The sequence below is a fragment of the Protofrankia coriariae genome (assembly GCF_001017755.1).
In the GTDB taxonomy this organism is placed as follows: Bacteria; Actinomycetota; Actinomycetes; order Frankiales; family Frankiaceae; genus Protofrankia; species Protofrankia coriariae.
The window spans coordinates 41,849-57,760 of record NZ_JWIO01000040.1 but is presented as its reverse complement, the minus strand read 5'-3'; the positions used below and the strand labels follow the sequence as shown (position 1 = coordinate 57,760).

The window sequence follows — 15,912 nt, the reverse complement described above, 5'->3', positions numbered from 1 at the left end:
CCGGCCGGCCCGGTCGCGCCCGTGGGCTGGGCGCCCGTGGGCCGTTGCCCCGCCGCCTGCCCCGAGGCCGCGGCGCCCAGCGCCCGCGGGCGCAGCCGGGAGACCGCCCGGCCGACCGGATGAGGCCTGGTGATCTCGCCGTCGGTGGGCGCCGGCCCCGGGCCGATCAGGCTGTGCACGGCGCGGACCACCTTGGGCTGGCGGGCCCGGTCGTCCCCGCGCAGGCCCGTCTCCAGCTCGTGCGCGCCCAGCGACCAGGCGATTACGATGATGCGTCCGACGCCGGCGACCTTGCCGGCGTGTGCCCGTTCGAGACGGGCGCCGCGCACGGCCTCCCGCGGGATCCAGAACGGCTCGTTACCGGCCCGGTCCACCCGGATGCCACGGTCGTAGACGGAGACGTACGCGTCGGCCCGGCCCCCCAGCCCGCGGGCGGTGACCCGGTCGAGCCAGTGGCCGGNCGAGCCAGTGGCCGGCGTCCACCGTGCCCAGGTACAGGCCCTTGATCGGCGCGGCCACCACCTCACCGATGGTCTCGGGGACCGCCGGCAGGTCGGGCAGGTCCTCCTCCTGGCGGCGGGCGCGGTGGCGCCAGCTGCGGCGCATGGCGTCCACCGCGGCGATGAACAGCAGGATGCACCCGAAGGCGAACAGCAGGTGCAGGCCCAGCCGGTCCGGGCCGCGGTCGGGTTCCGCCAGGGGAAGGCCGCCGGGCAGCGCCACGAACGCGGCGGCGAAGGTGAGATGGTCGGTCATGCGATCTTCCCGTCGAGCACGGTTGGACGCCCCCGCAAGAACGTGGCCTGGACCCGTCCAGGCAGCTTGCGGCCGGCGTAGGGAGTGTTGCGGCTGCGGCTGGCCAGCGCGCCGGCGTCGACCGTCCAACGGGCCACCGGATCGACGAGGATCAGGTTCGCCACGGCTCCCGCCGACAGCGACAGCGCACCGGCACCGGCCGGGTGCACGTCGTGGGCGGGCGCCCGGGACGGCCGCCCACCGGCCGGGGCACCGGAGCCGCCGGGCAGGCCACCGATCCGCCCCGGGGCGATCGCCATCCGGTCGGCGAGGCCGGCCCAGTCCAGCAGCCCCGTCTCCAGCATGGTCATGATGGCGATCGACAGCGCGGTCTCCAGGCCGACCATGCCCGGGCGGGCGGCCATCCACTCGGTCTCCTTGTCCTGCGGGGCGTGCGGGGCGTGGTCGGTGGCGACGCAGTCGATCGTGCCGTCGGCGAGCCCGGCGCGCAGCGCCTCCACGTCCGCGGCGGTCCGCAGCGGCGGATTGACCTTGTAGACCGGGTCGAAGGAGGTGGCCAGGTCGTCGGTGAGCAGCAGGTGGTGCGGGGTGACCTCGGCGGTGACCCGCCAGCCCTTGGACTTCGCCCACCGCAGCAGCTCCACCGAGCCGGCGGTGGAGACGTGGCAGACGTGCAGCCGGGAGCCCACGTGGCCGGCGAGCAGCACGTCCCGCGCGATGATCGCCTCCTCGGCGGCGGCCGGCCAGCCGGGCAGGCCGAGCCGCGCCGAGACCACCCCCTCGTTCATCTGCGCGTCCTCGGTCAGCCGGGGCTCCTGGGCATGCTGGGCGATCACCCCGTCGAACGCCTTGACGTACTCCAGCGCCCGGCGCATGAGCACCGCGTCGGACACGCAGTTGCCGTCGTCGGAGAACACCCGCACGGCCGCCGCCGAGGACGCCATCGCGCCGAGCTCGGCGAGCCGGACGCCGCGCAGCCCCTCGGTCACCGCGCCCACCGGGCGCACGTCGCAGTACCCGGCGTCCCGCCCGAGCCGCCAGACCTGCTCGACGACCCCGGCGGTGTCCGCGACGGGCTCGGTGTTGGCCATCGCGAACACGGTGGTGAAACCGCCCAGCGCCGCCGCCCGGGTGCCCGAGGCGACGGTCTCGGCGTCCTCCCGGCCCGGTTCGCGCAGGTGGGTGTGCAGGTCCACCAGCCCGGGCAGGGCGACCAGGCCGTCGGCGTCCAGGACGGTCGCGCCCACGACGGACAGGTCGCGGCCGGCCTCGGCGATGATCCCGCCGTCGAGCAGCAGGTCCACCGGATCGCCGCCGAGCGGCCNCCGGATCGCCGCCGAGCGGCCGCACCCCGCGCAGGTGCCAGCGCCCGGCCTCGTGCGCGGGTCCACCGGTGGTGCCGCCGGCGGTGTCGCCGTGTCGCGTCATGGCACCTCCCTGGTACCGCCGAGAAGCAGATACAGAACCGCCATCCGCACGCTTACGCCGTTGGCGACCTGCTCGACCACGGTCGAGCGGGTCGAGTCGGCCACATCCGAGGCGATCTCCATGCCGCGCACCATCGGCCCCGGGTGCATGACCAGCGCGGACAGCGGCATCGCCGCGAGTCGGTCGGCATCCAGACCGTACCGGCGGGCGTACTCCCGCTCGGTGGGGAAGAACGCCGCGGTCATCCGCTCCCGCTGCACCCGCAACATCATCACCACGTCGCTGCCGGGCAGGACCGCGTCCAGATCATAGGAGACCGTCACCGGCCACTGCTCCACCCCGACCGGGACGAGGGTGGGCGGGGCGACCACCGTCACGGCCGCGCCCAGCGTGGACAGCAGCCACACGTTGGAGCGGGCCACCCGGGAGTGCAGGACGTCACCGACGATGGTGACGGACAGGCCCTCGATCCGGCCGAGCCGGCGGCGGATGGTGAACGCGTCCAGCAGCGCCTGGGTCGGATGCTCGTGGATGCCGTCCCCGGCGTTGAGCACGCTGCCGCGCACCCAGGCGGCCAGCCGGTGCGGCGCGCCGCTGGCCGGATGCCGGCAGACCACGGCGTCGGCCCCCATCGCCTCCAGGGTCTGGGCGGTGTCCTTGAGGCTTTCGCCCTTGGAGACGCTCGACCCCCGGACCGAGAAATTGATCACATCCGCGGACAGCCGCTTGGCGGCGAGCTCGAAGGACGTCCTGGTCCGGGTCGAGTCCTCGAAGAAGAGGTTGACCACGGTACGGCCGCGCAGGGTCGGCAACTTCTTCACCGACCGGTCGGCGACGGTGGCCATGTACTCGGCGGTGTCCAGCACCAGCAGGGCGTCGTCCAGGCTGAGATCCCGGGTGGACAGCAGGTGGCGCATCATGCCGGCCCTGCCGCTTCGGGCCGGCTCACGGCCGGCCCCCGTTCGCGGCCGGCCCGCTCACGGTCGCGGCGGGCGGCGGCGGAACGGCCTGGCCGTGCCGGCACGCCGGGCGCTCCGGCGCGCCCCCCGGACTCATCGGCCCGCTCCTTCCGACAGGATCATCACGGCGTCCCGGTCGTCGGTCTCGGTGAGGCGGACCGCGACGGCCTCCTGCCTGGACGTCGGCATGTTCTTGCCGACGTAGTCGGCCCGGATCGGCAGCTCCCGGTGCCCGCGGTCCACCAGCACCGCGAGCTGCACCACCCGGGGCCGGCCGAACTGCGCCAACGCGTCGAGCGCCGCCCGCACCGTCCGGCCGGAGAACAGGACGTCGTCCACCAGGATCACCGTGCGGCCGTCGATCCCGCCGTCCGGCAGGTCGGTCACCGCCAGCGGCCGGACGGCACGCAACTGGAGGTCGTCACGGTGCATGGTCGGGTCGAGCGAGCCCACGCCGAGCTCGACGCCTTCGACCGCCCGGACCCGGTCGGCGAGCCGGCGGGCCAGTGGGACGCCGCGGGTGGGTATACCGAGGAGCACGACACCGTTCCCACCGGCGGTCTTCTCCAGGATCTGGTGGGCCATCCGGGTGAGCACCCGGCCGATGTCCGCGCCGGAGAGCACCGTGCGGGCCGTGCCGGGGCCGCCGGGGGTGCCTGATCCGGACGTACCTGGGGTGGGCCTGTCCGGGGTGGGCCTACCTGGGGCGGGCGTGGTCATACCCGGGCCCTCCTTCCCCGCCTCACGGGACGGTCCTTAAAGGAGCGGTCCGGATGACGGTATCAGGCAGCACGCATTGTCACTGCACGTTACCTAACAGGAACCGCCCGCACACGAACGGTCCGTGACACAGAAATTCCTTACCCGTAACGCCTAGTGCAATCGATGGGCTACAGAAAGTGGTACAAAGAAAGTGTCGACACGACCCCCCTGGTGGTGAGCGACAACCGACCCAGGACTACTATCGGTAACCACCGGCGGCAAGAGCCCCGGTTCCACCTGATCGACCACGACGGGAGTGGGCACTCCGATGTCCGACTATGCGAAGGCGCTCGGTGCTCGGCTGCGAGCAATACGCACCCAGCAGGGGCTCTCGCTTCATGGCGTCGAGGAGAAGTCGCACGGGCGCTGGAAGGCTGTCGTCGTGGGCTCCTACGAACGCGGAGATCGCGCTGTTACGGTGCAGCGCCTGTCCGAACTGGCCGAGTTCTACGGTGTCCCCGTGGGAGAGCTCCTCCCCGAGGGTTCCACCGTGGCTCCGCTCGAGCAGTCTCCGCGCATCGTCCTCGACCTGGAACGGCTTTCCCAGGTTCCGAAGGAACACGGCGGCCCACTCGCCCGCTATGCGGCGACCATCCAGAGCCAGCGCGGGGACTACAACGGCCGCGTACTGTCCATCCGGTACGAGGACCTGCGTTCCCTGGCGGTCATCTACGACACCTCGCCGAGCAAGCTCACCGAGCAGCTCGTCTCATGGGGCGTCCTGAGCCCGGAGCAGGGCCAGGAAGCCGGAATCAGCGAATCGGCCTGACCGGCCGCCGCCCGGGCCCCGCCTGACCGTAGGCGGCGCGGACAACTTTTTCGCGTCGCCGCGGAACGTGAGCGTGGATCCGGCTGGCCACCGACAGGACCACTCGCGGCGAGGCCACCAGACCTGCTCGCAGGTCCGCTCGGCCACCGGCGGAGCCACTGTCGTCTCCGCGCACACCACCGTCACGGGCGTCAACAGGCCCGGGCGGCTGACGGCGGCAGCTCGCTTCCTCCTGCCGCCGACGGAAGGTGAACAGGTTTAGCCGGTTCGTCCCCGGCCTGGTCGGGACATCCCCAGGATGTCATCCGACCGGGCCGGGGACTACCCAGCTCTCGAACGAACAGGACCTCAACGCTGTTCCCGCAAGAGGCCACTGTTGCGGCGGGCCTCCCTGTTCCCATGGGTCTCCCATGACGGGCCTTCTACGAGCCGTTGTGCTCCTCTGTGCTCCTCTGTGCTCCTACGAGGCTCCTGCGAGCGCGCAGTTGCTCCTACGAGCACGCGGGTGCTCCTACGAGCGCGAGGTCCGGCCCAGTTTGAGGTCGAGCAGGCGCGCCAGCAGCCCGTTGACAAAGACCGGCGACCGCTCGGTCGACACCAGCCCGGCCAGCGCCACCGCCTCGTCGATGGCCACCCCGTCGGGGATGTCCTCACGCCACAGCAGTTCCAGCGCGCCGATCCGCAGAATGTTGCGGTCCACCGGCGGCATACGCTCGAGGGTCCATTCCTCGGCATGGTCGGAAAGCATCTCGTCGATGTCGGCAAGCCGCTCGACGACACCCTCGACGAGCGAGACCGTGTATTCGGGCACCGGCGGATCGGACTGGGCGAGCCGCTGCGCGAGCGTCTCGGTGAAGCTGCTCCCGCGCAGGTCCGCCTCGTAAAGGATGTCGAGAGCGCGCTTGCGGGCCTTCGACCGGGCGCTCAGCTCGTCACCCGGCCCAGGTAACGGCCGTCTCTGGTGTCCACCTTGACCTTCTCCCCGGTGGTGATGAACAGCGGCACCTGGATCGTGGCACCGGTCTCCAGCGTCGCCGGCTTGTTGCCACCGGTGGAACGGTCGCCCTGGACACCGGGCTCGGTCGCCGCGATGACCAGTTCGACGCTGGCGGGCAGCTCCACGTAGAGCGGCTCCCCGTCGTGCAGCGCGACCGTCGCCGTCGCGTTCTCCAGGATGTAGTCCGCCGCATCGCCCACAACCGCCGGCGGGATCGGGATCTGGTCGAACGACTCGCTGTCCATGAAGACGAAATCAGCGCCGTCGCGGTAGAGGAAACTCATCTCACGCCGGTCGACGGTCGCCACCTCGACCTTCACTCCGGCGTTGAAGGTACGGTCGACAACCTTGCCGGTCAGCACGTTCTTCAACGTCGTCCGGACGAAGGCCCCGCCCTTCCCGGGTTTGACGTGCTGAAACCCGACGACGTTCCACAGGGTGCCGTCGAGGTCGAGCGTCATGCCGTTCTTCAGATCATTTGTGGTTGCCACTGCGCACAACTCTCCAGCCGGACCAGCAGGTTGGTCCGTTCGACTGACGGGGATCCCACGAAAGTCTAGTCTGCCCCGGGCAGCGCCTTCGGCGCGGCCCGAGGACCCCGCCCCCTGCACGGCCTCCCCGGGCAGCGCCTTCGGCGCAGCCCGGGGATGGCGGCCAGTCGCGCACCGCCTGCCCGGTCGGCATCGCAGTGCTACGACGGTTGTGGATGACTACGCAGCGTCCGGGAGAGGGCGGGGTGTCAGGCGGGGGCTTGGTCGGCTGGGTGGGGTGGATCCGCTGGTGCGCTGGCACCGTGGGTGCGGGCCGCGATCGTGCGCAGGGCGAGGAGGTAGGAGTCGAAACCGAGACCGGTGATGGTCCCGGTCGCCACCGCGCTGATCACGCTGTGGTGCCGGAACTCCTCCCTGGCATGGGTCTGGCTCAGGTGGACCTCGATCAGCGGGCCCGTCACCTGCGCGGCCGCGTCGCGCAGCGCGTAGGAGTAGTGCGACCACGCACCCGGGTTCAGCACGACCGGGACGCCGAGGTCGGCGGCCTCGTGCAGCCAGCGCAACATCGTGGCCTCGTCGTCGGTCTGCCGGCAGTCCGCCGCCAGGCCGAGTTCCCCGGCCAGCTTCTGGCAGGCCGTCACCAGATCGGCGTAGCTGCGGCTGCCGTACACCGCCGGCTCCCGCAGCCCCAGCCGGCCGAGGTTCGCCCCGCTGAGCACCAGAACTTTCACGTCCGGGCCTTCAACGGCTGAGCCTTCAGCGGCTGAGCCTTCATGGCCGCGTCCTCGTGGGCAGGCCCCGGCGCGCCGGGGCCCGACGGGCCTTCGCCCGCGTGCGCCTGGCCCGCGGGCGTCACGGTGCCGTCACCGCTCGTCCCCGCCGGGGAGGTCCGACAGCTCCCGGGCCACCTCCGAGAACGCGGCCACGACCAGCGCCCGATCCGGGTCCTCAAGGATGCGCGGCCGGCCGAGCCCCTCGAGGACGACGAACCGCAGCCGCCGGCCGCGGCTCTTCTTGTCCAGCCGCATCGCGTCGAGCAGCGCCGGCCAGTGGTCCGCCCGATAGACGGTGGGCAGCCCGATCCGTTCGAGCAGCGCCCGGTGCCGGTCGGCGGTGGGCTCGTCAAGCCCCAGCGCGAGCCGGCTCAGCGAGGCGGCGAAGACCATCCCGACCGACACCGCGGCGCCGTGCCGCCAGCTGAACCCCTCGACCTTCTCGATGGCGTGCCCGAGGGTGTGCCCGTAGTTGAGGATCTCCCGCCGGCCGGCCTCCCGCGGGTCGGCCGACACCACCGCGGCCTTCACCCGGATCGACCGTTCGATCAGCTCACGCTGGTGGCGCAGCCCGCTCGGGTCGTCCTCGAGCAGGTCGAGGATGGCCGGATCGGCGATGAAACCGGCCTTCACGACCTCGGCCAGGCCCGAGATCCGCTCGTTGGCGGGCAGGCTCGCCAGCGTCGCCAGGTCGGCGAACACGGCGAGCGGGTGGTGGAAGGCCCCGACGAGGTTCTTGCCGGCGTCGATGTCGATCCCGGTCTTGCCGCCGATCGCCGCGTCCACCATCCCCAGGACCGTGGTCGGGACCTGCACGAGGTCGACGCCGCGCAGCCAGGTGGCCGCCACGAAGCCGGCGAGGTCGGTCGTCGCCCCGCCGCCGAGACCGATCACGACATCGTCGCGGGTGAGGCCGACCTGGCCGAGGACGTCCCAGCAGAAACCGGCGACGCGCGCCTGCTTGGCCTCCTCGCCGTCGGGGACCTCGACCGCGTGGGCCTCGACCTTCGCGGTCTCCCGCAGATCCGTGACCACGGCCTCCGCGGTCGCCCGCAGCGCGCGGGGGTGGATGACCGCGGCCCGGGTACGGCCGGCGACCTGCTCGGCGAGCTCACCGAGCAGGCCCGCGCCGACCACGACCTGGTAGGGACGTTCGCCGGTGGGCGCGACCTCGATGCGGGTCACCGCGTCGCCGGCGGCCGGCTCCCCCGGGGACCCCAGCGGGGCGGCGGGGACCGGGGCCGTGGACGATGCCGTCACGGCCTGACCAACGGCCCGGGCAGCCGGCCCGCCGGCGACGCGACAACATGATCGTGATGCCGGTGGTCCACCAGCAGCTTCTCGACCAACCCGACCACCTCCTCAGGTGTGTGCCCCACGGTGCCCACCACCGCGGAGGCGACTTCGGCGTACAACGGCGCGCGGGCTCGCAGCATCGCGGCGATCCTGGTGCGCGGCCCCTCGACCAGCAGTGGCCGGTCCCGGGCCAGGCCGACCCTGGCCACCGCGTCGTGGACCCCGACGTCGAGGTGGACGACGGTGTGCCCGCGCAGCGACCGCCGGGTGGCCTCGTCCAGCACGGCCCCGCCGCCGAGGGCGAGCACCCCGTCGTGCTCGGCCAGGGCGTGGGCGACGGCCTCCCGTTCCAGGGCGCGGAAGTGCTCCTCCCCCAGCTCGACGAAGATGTCGGCGACGGACCGCCCGGCCCGGGCCTCGACGTCGACGTCGGTGTCCCGGAAGGCCACGTCCAGCCGCCGCGCCAGCAGCCGTCCGACCGTGGTCTTCCCCGACCCGGGCGGGCCCACGAGCACCACGACCGGCCGCCGCACGCGGGCCGCCGCGGCAGCGCTGCCGGCGGCGGCACCCTCAGCGGCAACGCTGCCAAGGGCGACACCGTCGGCGGCGCCGCTGTCAGCGGCGCCAGTGGCAGCGGCGCCGGCGGCGTCCGGAGAGCCGGTCACCGGGCCGCCACCAGGACAGCGGCGATCATATCGGCTCCGATCTGACGATCAGGGACTTCAGGTACGTCTCACAGTTGCGGCGGGACTCCTCCACCGAGTCGCCGCCGAACTTCTCCAGGGCCGCGTCGGCGATCACCAGCGCCACCATGGCCTCGCCGACCACCCCGGCGGCGGGTACCGCGCACACGTCCGAGCGCTGCGCGATCGCGACCGCCCGCTCCCCGGTGGCGACGTCGATCGTCGACAGGGGCCGGGACAGCGTCGAGATCGGCTTCATGGCGGCCCGGACCCGCAGCGGCTCCCCGGTGGTCATCCCCCCTTCGACACCGCCGGCGCGGTCGGTGGCGCGCCGCACCCGGTAGATGCCCCCAGGGTGCGCCGCCGCTTCCGGGGCGTCCCCGGCGGGCACCGACTCGATCTCGTCGTGGGCCTGCGACCCGCGGCGACGGGCCGNCGGGCCGTGGTGAAGCCGTCGCCGAACTCCACACCTTTGATCGCCTGGATGCCCATCAGCTCCCCGGCGATCCGCGCGTCGAGGCGGCGGTCGCCGTGCACGTAGCTGCCCAGCCCCGGCGGGCAGCCATAGGCGAGCACCTCGACGATCCCGCCCAGGGTGTCGGCGTCCCGGTGGGCGGCGTCGATCTCGGCGACCATCCGCACGCTCGTCGCCGGGTCGGCGCAGCGGACCGGGTCGGCGTCCACCACGTCCATCGCGGCCGGCTGGGGCAACGGTGAGCCGGGCGGCACCTCGACAGCGCCGATCGACACCACGTGCGAGACGACCTCGATGCCGTACGCCTGCCGCAGCAGGGCCTTGGCGATCGTGCCCAGCGCGACACGGGCCGCAGTCTCCCGGGCGCTGGCCCGTTCCAGCACCGGGCGGGCGTCGTCGAACCCGTACTTCTGCATACCGGCAAGATCCGCATGGCCGGGCCGGGGGCGGGTCAGGGGGGCGTTGCGGGCCAACCTGGCAAGCCCCTCGGCGTCGACCGGATCCGGCGCCATGACCTCCCGCCACTTCGGCCACTCGGTGTTGCGGACGACGACGCTCACCGGGCCGCCCAGGGTCAGGCCGTGGCGGACCCCGCCGAGCAGCTCGACCTCGTCCCGCTCGAAGCTCATCCGGGCGCCCCGCCCGTGCCCGAGCCGACGTCGGGCGAGTTCGTCGGCGATCAGGGAGCTGGACACCCGGATACCGGCCGGCAGCCCCTCCACGGTCGCCACCAGAGCCGGCCCGTGCGACTCCCCGGCAGTCAACCAACGCAGCATGAGGCCAGTCTTCCACGCCACCGGCGCGCCGGAACCAGCTCCTTCGACCGGGATGCCCGCGAGACGGGAATGGTCCGGGAGGCTATCCCGCGTTCCAGCCGAGGACGCCGACGAACGCCCCCGTCAGTAGGAACGGCCCGTAGGCGATCGATGTCCGCCGGCCTGCCCGCCGCGTCACCATCAGGACCAGCGCCCACACCCCGGCAAGGGCGATCCCGGCCAGCAGCCCGGTGAGGGCCACCGGGACGCCGAGCCAGCCGAGCGCGCCACCGAGCAGACCGGACAGCTTCACGTCGCCGAAGCCCAGACCGGCGCCGGGCAGCGCCCAGAAGGCCGTGAACAGGGCGAGCACGGCCACTGCCACGAGGACGGCGCGCACCCAGCGCCCCGGGCCGCCGTCCAGGACCGCGGCGATGCCGAACAGCCCGGCCAGGACCGGGTAGGACGGCAGGGTGATCACGTCGGGCAGCCGGTGGACCCGGGCGTCGACGGCGGCCAGGAGCACGCCGACCACCCCGAGGTAGGCGTACGCCGGCAGCCAGGCGACATGATCGGTCAGCTTGGCCGCGAACGCGACGACGACGGTGGCCGTGAGCAGGCCCAGGGTGTCCGGGGTCGGCGCCGGCCGGCGCGGCTGTTCCCCCGCCACCGGCCCGAAGAGGCCCACCATGCGGGTCAGCCCCGGGACGACGCACAGGACGGCGAGGACGATCGCGACAACCAGCACGACCGACCCGGTCGACATGGCCGACCCGCCCGGCACGGCCGGTGTCACGGGCACAGCGGACGGGGCGGACGGGGCGGACCCGGCGGGTACGACGAACGTGTCGAGTACGGCGGATGTGTCGGGCAGGGCGGGCGCGGCGGGCGTGACGAGTCCGGCGGGCACGGCGGATATGGCGGATGGGTGGGCCCGGCGGGGGTGACGCCCGCGGATCCGGGCGGCGGGACGTTCACCGTGCCGCCAGGGCGGCTTCGCCCGCGGTCAGGAGCAGGTCCACGTCCACCTCGGCGCCGGTGAACAGCCGGACCTGCCCGACCGCCTGGGCGGCCAGCACGACCAGCCCACCGGCGACCGGCGCCCCGGCCGCCCGCGCGGCGGCGGCGAGCCGGGNGGTGGTAGAGCAGTTCGACCAGGGCGGTCGAGGCGGGCCACGGCCTGCGCGCGAGCTCGTCGGTGACGCCGGCCGGCGTGGTCGCGAGCACGACGTCGGCGGCGGCAAGGAGCTCCACCGGGTCCACCGGGTCCGCCAGGTCCACAAGGTCCGTCGGATCCGACAGGTCCGACGGTTTCGCCTGGGGCGTGGGCGCGGCGGGCCCGGTGCCGGTGGTGTCCCAGCGGTGGACGGTGACGGCCAGCCCGAGAGAGGTGCCGATCTCGGCCAGGGGGGCTGCGGCCGGCGGGCGGCGGGCGAGGATGTCGGCCCGCTCGGCGCCGAGCGCGGCAAGCGCGGCGAGCACGGCCCGGGCAGTGCCCCCGGCGCCGATGACGAGCGGGCTGCGCGGTGCCCGCCCGTTGCCGAGGACCGTTGTCACGGCATGCGCCGTTCCGGCGACGTCGGTGTTGAAGCCGGCCAGCCGCACGGGCCCGGCGTCCGCGGCACGTTCCTGCCCGGCGGCGTGCCCGGCAGCCCGCCTGGCAGCGCGGTCCTCCCCGGCATCCCGGCCGGCGTCCCGCTGGACGGCACCTCCGGCATCGCGTCCGGCGTCGCGGTGGCCACTGCCGCGGTAGCCACTGCCGTGAGAGCCATCGCGTTCGACGACGACGGTGTTGACGGCGCCGACGGCCGCGGCGGTGTCGTCGATCCGGTCGAGGAAGGCCAGGACGGCCCGTTTGAGCGGCATGGTCAGCGACAGGCCGACCCAGCCCGGTTCGGTGCGCACCCGCGCGATCAGGTCGCCGATCGCGCTGTCGTCGCAGGCGACCGCAGTGTAGTCCCAGTCGATTCCCAGCGCGCGATATGCCGCATGGTGCATCACCGGTGACAGCGAGTGCGCTATCGGCATTCCCGCGACGGCCGCTCGCGGCCGGTGGCCTCTGGCGGTCATGACCCGCCCTCGGAGCGGTAGCGGGCGAGTGCCTCCTGCCACTCCCGGTCCGTCGTCGCGAAGATCGTCACGTTCGACCTCGGCAGGGACACGAAGTACATCCACGGCCCGTCGACCGGGTGCAGGGCGGACTCCAGCGCCCACTTCCCCGGGTTGGAGATGGCCCCCGGTGGCAGGCCCGCCACCCTGCGCGTGTTGTAGGGGTTGTTGCTGGCGAGCTGGCTCTGGGTCAGCGGGCCCTCGTACTCGCTGAGGGCGTACCGGGTGGTCGAGTCCAGGTCGAGGCGGCGGAACCGGCCGGAGGTGTCGGTGAGCCGGTTGTAGATGACCCGGGCGACCTTCGGCCCCTCGTCCGGGTTCTTCACCTCACGCTCGATGATGGAGGCGATCGTGATGATGTCCTGAGGGGTGCGCCCCAGCGCGGCCGCGCCCGCCTCGATATCGAGAGCGGCCGTCTCCGTCCTGAACCTGTCGACGAAGCTCTTGAGCGTGGCGGTCGCGGAGGCGCCTGGTCGCAGATCGTAGGTGAAGGGGTACAGATAGCCCTCGACACCGGTCGCGTACGACGGCAGCTGGAGCTCGCCCGGGTTCTTCACGATCTCCTCGAGCGTGGAGAGCGGCTGGCCGGTGCGTTCCGCCAGCGTCGTGAGCACCTGTTTGACGGTCATGCCCTCGGTGATGGTGAGCCGGAACAGGGTGTGGGACTTCACGTCGAGCAGCGTGGCCAGCGCGTCGGCCGCCCGCAGGTGCTGCTTGAGCCTGTAGAAGCCGGGCTGGATGGAACGCGACCGTTCGTCGGCCGCGGCCGCGTTGACGAAGGCGGCCGGTGTCCGCACGACCTCGGCGGAGGCGAGCACCCGGGCGATGTCCCGGGCGGTCGAGCCGGCCTGGATCTGGATGATGACCGAGCCGTCACCGGGCCCGGAATAGTCGATCGCCGACTCACCGGCCGTGACGCGCCCGATCACCTTGCCCGCGCCGTAGATCCCACCGCAGAGGATCCCGGCCACCACCACCAGGATCGCGATAAGCTTGGGCGCGGTACGGCCCCGCCGCCGAGCCCGGCCACGGCCGCCGCGACCGCCATGACCACCGTGGCTACCACGGCCACCACCGGTGGGTCGCCCGCGGTACGACGCCCGGCTGCCTGATGTGTCATCGAGCAGCTCGTCGAGGTCGTCCCCGATCACGTGTCGTCCGCGTGGCGATCCGGCTCACGCCGGGTGGCCACGGCATCGGACGCCCCCGCGTCATGCGGGATGTCCAGGGCGGACTGCAGGATCTGCACCGCTGCCTCCTGGTCTACGACTGCGCGACGGTCCCGTGCGCGCAGGCCACGCTCGGCCATCCGGCGGTGGGCCACGACCGTGGTCAGCCGCTCGTCGACGAGCCGCACCGGGACAGGGGCGACGCGGGCCGCCAGCAGGTCGGCGTATTCCCGGGCCTTACGGGCCGCCGGCCCCGGGAGACCAGACAACCGTGTCGGGAGACCCACGACGACCTCCACCGCATGACGATCGCGCACAATCATCGCAATCTCGTCGAGATCGCTGTTCAGCCGGGTGTCCCGTCGCAGCGTCGTCACCGGGAACGCGATCCTCGCGTCAGGATCGCTGGCCGCGACCCCTATTCTGACTGTGCCCACATCGATACCGACGTGCACCCCCGTCCGGCGGTTCATCGCGGACCGCCGGGGCGGGCCGATGCCTGGGCCGATACCGGGACGCGCTCACGCGGAACGGGCACCGGGGATACCCGGGGCGTCGGCGCCGGGCGGGCCGCCGGCACCGCGCGCGTCACCGGTGTCGTCCGGCCCGGTGTCATCCAGCCCCAGCGCCTGGCGAAGCTCATCCTCCCGCTCGGCCATCCCTTCCCGGACGTCGGCCAGGAAATCCTGCACCGACTCTACGAGGGACCCGGCAAGGTGCTGCGGAGTGAGGGTGGAGACGGCGCGGGCGGCACGCCGCACGGTCACCACTCCCACCGCCGCGCCGAGCGCGATGTAGAACACCCGCGGCATCATGCGCTCCGGCTGTCGACGTCGGCCCCGCGAACCGTGGCCGCCGGCGCGGCGGAGCCGGCCNGCGGAGCCGGCCCGCCGGGCGGCCCGCCGGGAGGCTCGCTGCGCCGCCCGCTCCGCCTTGATCTCCGTCGTGATCTGTGACTCGATGTCGGCGCGGGCCCGCTTCGCCGCCGCCCGCCGGACCCCGTACGAGAACGCCGCGACCCGTACGACCGGGCCGCCGACCGTCGCCGCGAACAGCGACGTGAGCGAGGAGATGTTCGTCGAGATCGTCTGTACGTTCGCCGTGATGGCGTCGACCCGGTCGAGTTCCTTGTTCACGTGGCTGAGCGCCTGGTTCACCTCGTCCACCGTCGCGCCCGCCTGCCGCACGCGCGCGGTGCCCTCGTCGATGGCCAGCCCGGTCTGACGGACCCGGGCGGCCGCCTCGTCGAAGATCTTCCCGAGCTTGAACAACACGTAGCAGCCGAACAGGACGAGCACGGAGAACGCCCCCGCCGCGATCAGTCCCGCGATCGCACCACCGGACATGTGTGCCCTGCCTCCGCTGTCAGGGGCCGTGACCCGGCCACACCTTTGTGACAAGCCGTACATTCGTGACAAACTGCGCGACCGAACGTCCAGGATTTCCGCGACCAGGCCCCCTACACCGGCCGCACCGGCACCGCGACGACGGCCCTCCCCGACGGGCCGGTGGCGACGCGGGTCATCTTTCCCCCACGCCGCCGCCGGGCCCGGGCCCTGGAACACCGCGGGAGAGCACCCACAGCCCCCGGACAACGGTCGACGGAGCGTCGAACTCGACGTTCCTGGAGTGACCCTACCGAGCGCGACCGGCTTCGTGGTCACTCGCCTCTGATGGCTCGTCCACATCTGCCCCGGCTGCGGCCCCGGCCACAGCCCCGACCACAGCACCGGCCTCGGTCCCGGCGGCGGGCGCGGCGGCTGCGCTGCCGGTCGTGGCAGTGGTGGCAGTGGTGGCGCCGCCAGGCGCGGGGCTGGCGGTGGCGGAGCCGCGGAGGGCCTCGCGCAGGAACGCCAGCCGCTGCCCGGCCCGCTGCTCGAACCCGTGCCCGCTCGGCTGGTAGTAGCTCGCTCCCACCAGCGGGTCGGGGGCGTACTGCTGGCTCACGACCCCGCCCGGATGGTCGTGGGGGTACCGGTAGCCGTCGCCGTGGCCCAGCCGGCCCGCGCCCGGGTAGTGCGCGTCCCGCAGGTGGGGCGGGACCGGCCCGGCACGCCCGGCGCGGACGTCGGCGACGGCCGCGTCGACGGCCCGGATGACCGCGTTGGACTTCGGCGCCAGCGCGAGATGGATCACAGCCTGCGCGAGCGCGAGCCGGGCCTCGGGCAGGCCCACCATCTCCAGGGCCTGGGCGGCGGCCACGGCCACCCCGAGCGCCCCGGGCTCGGCCAGGCCCACGTCCTCACTGGCCAGTATGATCATCCTGCGGGCGACGAACCGGGGATCCTCCCCCGCCTCCAGCATCCGGGCCAGATAGTGCAGGGCGGCGTCGACGTCACTGCCGCGCACGGACTTGATCAGCGCGCTCGACACGTCGTAGTGCTGGTCACCGGCGCGGTCGTAGCGCACCGCAGCCCGGTTCACCGCCCGTTCGAGGGTGGCGAGGTCGATCCGGACGGGCGGGCGGCCCGCCCCCGACCCGTCGCCGCC

Annotated in this window: 15 protein-coding genes and 2 pseudogenes; 1 reads left to right on the top strand and 16 read right to left on the bottom strand. The window is 73.2% G+C overall.

Annotated features, from left to right (window positions below; genetic code table 11):
* The 4 genes from FrCorBMG51_RS25625 to pyrR form a co-directional block, all read right to left on the bottom strand.
* Positions 1-527, bottom strand: a 527-nt coding sequence (locus FrCorBMG51_RS25625; RefSeq protein WP_476742209.1) for a PH-like domain-containing protein, incomplete at its 3' end; no start/stop codon positions are given.
* Positions 528-752: 225 nt separating this feature from the next.
* Complete coding sequence (locus FrCorBMG51_RS19745) at positions 753-2,036, bottom strand: dihydroorotase (RefSeq protein WP_420848650.1); 1,284 nt, start codon at positions 2,034-2,036, stop codon at positions 753-755.
* Positions 2,037-2,180: 144 nt separating this feature from the next.
* Complete coding sequence (locus tag FrCorBMG51_RS19740; protein WP_047224519.1) at positions 2,181-3,104, bottom strand: aspartate carbamoyltransferase catalytic subunit; 924 nt, start codon at positions 3,102-3,104, stop codon at positions 2,181-2,183.
* A gap of 132 nt (positions 3,105-3,236) precedes the next feature.
* Complete coding sequence (gene pyrR, locus FrCorBMG51_RS19735) at positions 3,237-3,863, bottom strand: bifunctional pyr operon transcriptional regulator/uracil phosphoribosyltransferase PyrR (protein WP_047224518.1); 627 nt, start codon at positions 3,861-3,863, stop codon at positions 3,237-3,239.
* Positions 3,864-4,173: 310 nt separating this feature from the next.
* Between pyrR and bldD the strand changes: the two genes are divergently transcribed.
* The gene (gene bldD / locus FrCorBMG51_RS19730; protein ID WP_013874517.1) at positions 4,174-4,674 is read left to right on the top strand and encodes a transcriptional regulator BldD; all 501 of its coding nucleotides are present in this window, start codon (positions 4,174-4,176) and stop codon (positions 4,672-4,674) included.
* Between the two features lie 511 nt (positions 4,675-5,185).
* On the opposite strand, the gene nusB is transcribed toward bldD, so the two are convergent.
* From nusB to FrCorBMG51_RS31790, 12 genes and pseudogenes are all read right to left on the bottom strand, one after another.
* On the bottom strand, positions 5,186-5,602 hold the full coding sequence (gene nusB, locus FrCorBMG51_RS19720) for a transcription antitermination factor NusB (RefSeq protein WP_013874518.1): 417 nt from the start codon (positions 5,600-5,602) through the stop codon (positions 5,186-5,188).
* On the bottom strand, positions 5,599-6,162 hold the full coding sequence (gene efp / locus FrCorBMG51_RS19715) for an elongation factor P (RefSeq protein WP_013874519.1): 564 nt from the start codon (positions 6,160-6,162) through the stop codon (positions 5,599-5,601). The genes nusB and efp overlap by 4 nt, the downstream gene beginning before the upstream one ends.
* Positions 6,163-6,410: 248 nt before the next feature.
* Entirely contained in the window at positions 6,411-6,893 is a 483-nt protein-coding gene (locus tag FrCorBMG51_RS19710) for a type II 3-dehydroquinate dehydratase (RefSeq protein ID WP_047224515.1), read from the bottom strand.
* Between the two features lie 132 nt (positions 6,894-7,025).
* Positions 7,026-8,156, bottom strand: coding sequence for a 3-dehydroquinate synthase (aroB, locus tag FrCorBMG51_RS19705; RefSeq protein WP_047224533.1), 1,131 nt, complete (start codon positions 8,154-8,156; stop codon positions 7,026-7,028).
* Positions 8,157-8,191: 35 nt separating this feature from the next.
* Complete coding sequence (locus FrCorBMG51_RS19700) at positions 8,192-8,896, bottom strand: shikimate kinase (protein WP_076843773.1); 705 nt, start codon at positions 8,894-8,896, stop codon at positions 8,192-8,194.
* Between the two features lie 25 nt (positions 8,897-8,921).
* Positions 8,922-10,165: pseudogene (gene aroC / locus FrCorBMG51_RS19695) on the bottom strand (chorismate synthase).
* 82 nt (positions 10,166-10,247) lie between these two features.
* Positions 10,248-10,910 carry a prepilin peptidase gene (locus tag FrCorBMG51_RS19690; RefSeq protein WP_047224532.1) on the bottom strand — a complete coding sequence of 221 codons (663 nt, stop codon included), beginning with the start codon at positions 10,908-10,910 and terminating at the stop codon, positions 10,248-10,250.
* Positions 10,911-10,936: 26 nt separating this feature from the next.
* Positions 10,937-12,142 (bottom strand): hypothetical protein, encoded by a 1,206-nt coding sequence (locus tag FrCorBMG51_RS19685; protein ID WP_476742211.1) that lies wholly within the window; start codon positions 12,140-12,142, stop codon positions 10,937-10,939.
* A gap of 68 nt (positions 12,143-12,210) precedes the next feature.
* Complete coding sequence (gene mltG / locus FrCorBMG51_RS19680) at positions 12,211-13,404, bottom strand: endolytic transglycosylase MltG (protein WP_047224514.1); 1,194 nt, start codon at positions 13,402-13,404, stop codon at positions 12,211-12,213.
* Complete coding sequence (gene ruvX / locus FrCorBMG51_RS19675) at positions 13,401-13,895, bottom strand: Holliday junction resolvase RuvX (RefSeq protein WP_047224513.1); 495 nt, start codon at positions 13,893-13,895, stop codon at positions 13,401-13,403. The genes mltG and ruvX overlap by 4 nt, the downstream gene beginning before the upstream one ends.
* A 375-nt stretch (positions 13,896-14,270) precedes the next feature.
* Positions 14,271-14,768: pseudogene (locus FrCorBMG51_RS19665) on the bottom strand (DUF948 domain-containing protein); the annotation flags it as partial.
* Positions 14,769-15,057: 289 nt separating this feature from the next.
* Positions 15,058-15,912: AAA family ATPase (locus FrCorBMG51_RS31790; protein WP_047224536.1), on the bottom strand; the 855-nt coding region annotated here is incomplete at its 5' end.

Excerpts from the sequence above, each read along its gene's own strand:
- FrCorBMG51_RS19740 (WP_047224519.1), bottom strand. The coding sequence starts at position 3,104 with ATGATGCGCCACCTGCTGTCCACCCGGGATCTCAGCCTGGACGACGCC.
- pyrR (WP_047224518.1), bottom strand. The coding sequence starts at position 3,863 with ATGACCACGCCCGCCCCAGGTAGGCCCACCCCGGACAGGCCCACCCCA.
- bldD (WP_013874517.1), top strand. The coding sequence starts at position 4,174 with ATGTCCGACTATGCGAAGGCGCTCGGTGCTCGGCTGCGAGCAATACGC.
- FrCorBMG51_RS19690 (WP_047224532.1), bottom strand. The coding sequence starts at position 10,910 with ATGTCGACCGGGTCGGTCGTGCTGGTTGTCGCGATCGTCCTCGCCGTC.
- ruvX (WP_047224513.1), bottom strand. The coding sequence starts at position 13,895 with ATGAACCGCCGGACGGGGGTGCACGTCGGTATCGATGTGGGCACAGTC.